3 protein-coding genes are annotated in these 4,061 nt (G+C 59.2%); 1 reads left to right on the top strand and 2 read right to left on the bottom strand.

Annotation, left to right across the window (positions count from 1 at the left end):
• The first annotated feature begins 110 nt into the window (after nucleotides 1–110).
• On the top strand, nucleotides 111–677 hold the full coding sequence (gene greB / locus RSF91_RS19565) for a transcription elongation factor GreB (protein ID WP_332569969.1): 567 nt from the start codon (nucleotides 111–113) through the stop codon (nucleotides 675–677).
• Between the two features lie 144 nt (nucleotides 678–821).
• Here the strand turns inward: greB and RSF91_RS19560 are convergent, their stop codons facing one another.
• On the bottom strand, nucleotides 822–2,165 hold the full coding sequence (locus RSF91_RS19560; RefSeq protein ID WP_442878903.1) for a lytic murein transglycosylase: 1,344 nt from the start codon (nucleotides 2,163–2,165) through the stop codon (nucleotides 822–824).
• A 135-nt stretch (nucleotides 2,166–2,300) separates the two neighbouring features.
• On the bottom strand, nucleotides 2,301–4,061 hold a 1,761-nt coding region (locus tag RSF91_RS19555), incomplete at its 5' end, for a RelA/SpoT family protein (protein ID WP_332569968.1).

Raw genomic sequence — 4,061 nt, 5'->3', positions numbered from 1 at the left:
CCGCACCAAACGACAAGCCTCAGAACTGAAAAGTTCTGAGGCTTTTTCGTTTCTGGGCTGATACGCGCACTGGATTGCGCTGTACCTGATCTGTGTGAAGATTGCAGCCTATGAGCAAGGCTTTCACCAAAGAATCAGATGGCGACGACGATGATGACGTCGGCGGTCTGCCGCCATTGCCCGCTGGCGGCAAAAATTACATCACTCCCCAAGGCTATCAGCGTCTTAAGACGGAACTGCTTGATCTGATCGACAGCGAGCGCCCCAAGATCGTGGAGATCGTACACTGGGCGGCCAGCAATGGAGATCGCTCTGAAAACGGCGATTATCTCTATGGCAAGAAGCGGCTGCGCGAGATTGATCGCCGCATTCGCTTTCTGACCAAGCGGCTGGAAATTGCCGAGGTGGTGGACCCTGCCGTGCATGCCGGTAGTGATCAGGTCTTTTTTGGCGCGACGGTGACCTATGTGGACGACGAGGGTATCGAGCGCACGATCACCATCATGGGCATTGATGAGGCGGAGAGTGCCAAGAATCAGGTGAGCTGGATTGCGCCAGTCTCCCGCGCATTGCTCAAGTCGCGTGTCGGTGATGAGGTCGCTTTGCCCACGCCAGCGGGTGTGCGCATGCTGGAAGTGCTGGAGGTGAGCTATCCGCAGCCCGTCGACAAGTCCTGAGTGAACATGCAGCAAAAAGCGCCGCTTCTGAATGACGCGGCGCTTTTATTTTGTGAGCTGCTTGCGCTTGATATTCATAGACTTCAGGTGGTTTTAGTCTTGAATTCTATGAATATCAGGCGGTAATAGCTATCTTTTTTAAATCTAGTTGTTCGTCTGCAAGCGTTGCAGCAGCTCAAGCGTTGGGTAGCCATCAGCCACCAGACCTTGGCTTTGCTGGTACTGGCGCAGACCTGCTCTTGTAGCGGGCCCCATCACTCCATCAGCCGAGCCCGTGGCAAAGCCGCGCTGGGTGAGGGCCGTTTGCATGGCTTTGGTTTGCTCGCGCGTCAGTGAGCCCAGGTCGCGTGGCCACTCGGCAACAACGCCGCCATTGCCTGCCAGTTGTGACGACAGCAGGCTGATGCCCAGCGCATAGTTGGTAGAGTTGTTGTAGCGTAGGATGGCGCGGAAGTTGCTGCCGACCATGAAGGCCGGGCCGCGAGCGCCCGCTGGGGCGATGATGCTGGCACCCGCCATGGCAGGCAGGGGCTGGCCACTCATGCCTTGCACGCCTTCGGCAGACCAGGCGCTGCTGTTCTGGCGAATGGAAAGCTCGGTTCGTGCGTAATCAAAATGGGCGGGCAGGCGCACTTCTGCACCCCAGGGCTCGTTAGCGGTCCAGCCTGAGCTGGCCAGATAGTTGGCGGTGGAGGCGGCTACGTCGGCCATGGAGCCCCAGATATCGCGGCGGCCATCGCCATCGGCATCGACGGCGTATTGTAGAAATACGGAGGGCAGAAACTGCGTGTTGCCCATGGCACCAGCCCACGATCCGATCATGTGGGCGGCATCAATATCGCCGTTGTCGATGATGCGCAGCGCGGCGATCAGCTCTTTTTGCGCCCACTCGGCGCGGCGCCCATCAAAAGCGAGGGTGGCGAGTGCATCAACCGCCGAGAAGTTGCCAAAGTTGCTGCCGTAATTGCTTTCCATGCCCCAGATAGCGGTGATGACCTGAGCCGGCACGCCATAGCGCTGGCTGGCTGCTTGCAGCGCAGAGGCATATTCCTGCATCTTGAGCTTGCCGGTTTTGATGCGCTGTGCGGATACTGCGCTATCCAGGTATTGCCAGGGCGTGCGCGTGAATTCAGGTTGCGAGCGATCCAGCTTGATGATGCTGGGCTGCAGCTTGGCGCTGGCCAGAGCGCTGCGCAGCGTGCGTTCTGAGATGCCAGCGGCGCGTGCGCGCGGGGCAAACTCTTGCTTCCAGTGCGCAAAGCTGCTGGCTTGGATGCGGCTTTCGGCCTGTGCTTCGTTTTCGCTCGTGGTGTTGCTACTGCTACTGTTGCTGCTATTGCTACCGCTGCTTTGCGCTGCTGCAGGAGCAGGCTTGGGCGTGGCTTGTGGCTCAGGCCGGGTAGCGCAGCCTGCCAGTATGGCTGCGGCGACAGTGGCTGCCAGCAGGTGTGGACGAGCGTGGAAGAGCGAGTAGGCAGTGTGGGGCATGAACGTGATTGTCACCTGCTGCCGGGCTTGAGAATTGCTTGGCAGCAGCGATCGAGGTCGCAGAATGCAACAAAATCTTTCACCCATGAAAAAGGCCGCCAACGGCGGCCTAGTGCGAGGTTCACGCTATCAGTATCAGGCAATGATGCGGCTGGCGCGAATCACCGAATGCAGGCGGCGCAGATTGCGCAGCGCATTTTCAAGCTGCACATTGTTTTGTACCGAGATGATGAAGCGCAGATCGGTGGTGCCCACAGCGACCTCATCCGTCATTTCAACGCGCACGATATCAGCTTCGGCACTGGCCAGCTCAGCCGCAACGCGGGCCAGAACGCCCTTGTTATTTTGAACGGTGACGACAATGCCGGCTTCAAATGCGCGGGTGATGTCTTCCGCCCAGTCCACCGTAATGAAGCGGTCAACATCTTTCTCGCGCAGCTTGATGGCGTTGTGGCAGTGGGCGTGATGCACGACCAGACCTTGCCCGCCGAGGTAGCCCAGAATAGGGTCGCCGGGCACGGGGCGGCAGCAGTGCGAGTAGTGGACTGAGCTGCTCTCATCGCCATTGAGGGTGACAGCACCCTGGAAGGGGCGGTTGTCAGTGTTGAAGCGCTCTTGCGTGATAAGCAATGCATCGGGACGCACGCCTTGCTTGGTCATGAAGGAGGTCATGCGCGCAGCGACGAGAGAGGCAATGCGCCGGCCCATGCCGATATCGACCAGCAGCTCGGCTGGCGTGCGGTTACCGGTGATGCGCAAAATCTCGTCCCAGACGCCTTTGTTGGCCTCATCTTGAGGGGGGACGCTGTCAATACCTTCGGAGCGCAGGGCCTGGGCCAGCAAGGTATCGCCCAACTGGCCGGCTTCGGATTGCGCGGAGTTCTTGAGGAAGGAGCGAATTTTGGAGCGCGCACGCCCGGTCTTCACAAAGCTCAGCCATGCCGGGTTGGGCGTAGCCGTTTCAGACGTGATGATTTGCACCACATCGCCGCTCTTGAGTTCTGTGCGCAGCGGCACTTCTTCGTCGTTGATTTTGGCGGCAATGGTGCGGTTGCCAATCTTGCTGTGAATGGCGTAGGCAAAGTCCACCACAGTAGCGCCGCGCGGCATGGCCATGATCTCGCTCTTGGGCGTGAACACGTAAACGGCGTCGGGGAAGAGGTCAACCTTGACGTGATCCCAGAACTCGGTAGCGTCGCGGGTCTCGTTCTGAATATCGAGCAGCGATTGCAGCCACTGCGTGGACAGGTGCTCGGAGTCGTGGCCTTTCTGGGCTTTGTACAGCCAGTGAGCGGCAACGCCAGCCTCGGCCACGATGTTCATCTCTTCTGTGCGCAGCTGAAACTCGATATTGACGCTGGAAGGGCCGACCAGCGTGGTGTGCAGCGACTGGTAGCCATTGCTCTTGGCGATGGCGATGTAGTCTTTGAAGCGGCCCGGCATGGGCTTGTACTTCTGATGTAGCACGCCAAGGGCGGTGTAGCAGTCCAGCGTTTTGGGGACGATGACGCGAAAGCCGTAAATGTCGGTGACCTTGGCAAAGCTCAGCTGGTTTTTGAGCATGCGCAGGTACAGCGAGTACAGCGTGCTTTCACGGCCCAGTAAACGCACCGGCAGGCCTTGCGCGCTAAATGCAGTGTTGACTTCGTCCTGCACGCGCTGGACCAGATCACGGCGGCGCGTGCGTGAGCGGGCGATGGCTTTTTCCAGCGTGGCATAGCGCCAGGGGTGCAGATGCTTGAAAGACAGGTCTTGCAGCTCGCGATAGGTCTGGTTAAGACCCAGGCGATGCGCGATGGGTGCGTAAATTTCCAGCGTCTCGGACGAAATTCGGCCCCACTTGCTGCGCGGCATGTCGCTCATGGTGCGCATATTGTGGGTGCGGTCTGCCAGCTT

The organism is Comamonas sp., from assembly GCF_036643215.1.
Taxonomy (GTDB): Bacteria; Pseudomonadota; Gammaproteobacteria; order Burkholderiales; family Burkholderiaceae_C; genus Comamonas.
The sequence above is the reverse complement of the archived record's forward strand: the minus strand, read 5'-3'. Positions and strand labels throughout refer to the sequence as shown.

Coding starts and splice junctions, on each gene's coding strand:
- RSF91_RS19560 (WP_442878903.1), bottom strand. CDS start 2,165: ATGCCCCACACTGCCTACTCGCTCTTCCACGCTCGTCCACACCTGCTG.
- greB (WP_332569969.1), top strand. CDS start 111: ATGAGCAAGGCTTTCACCAAAGAATCAGATGGCGACGACGATGATGAC.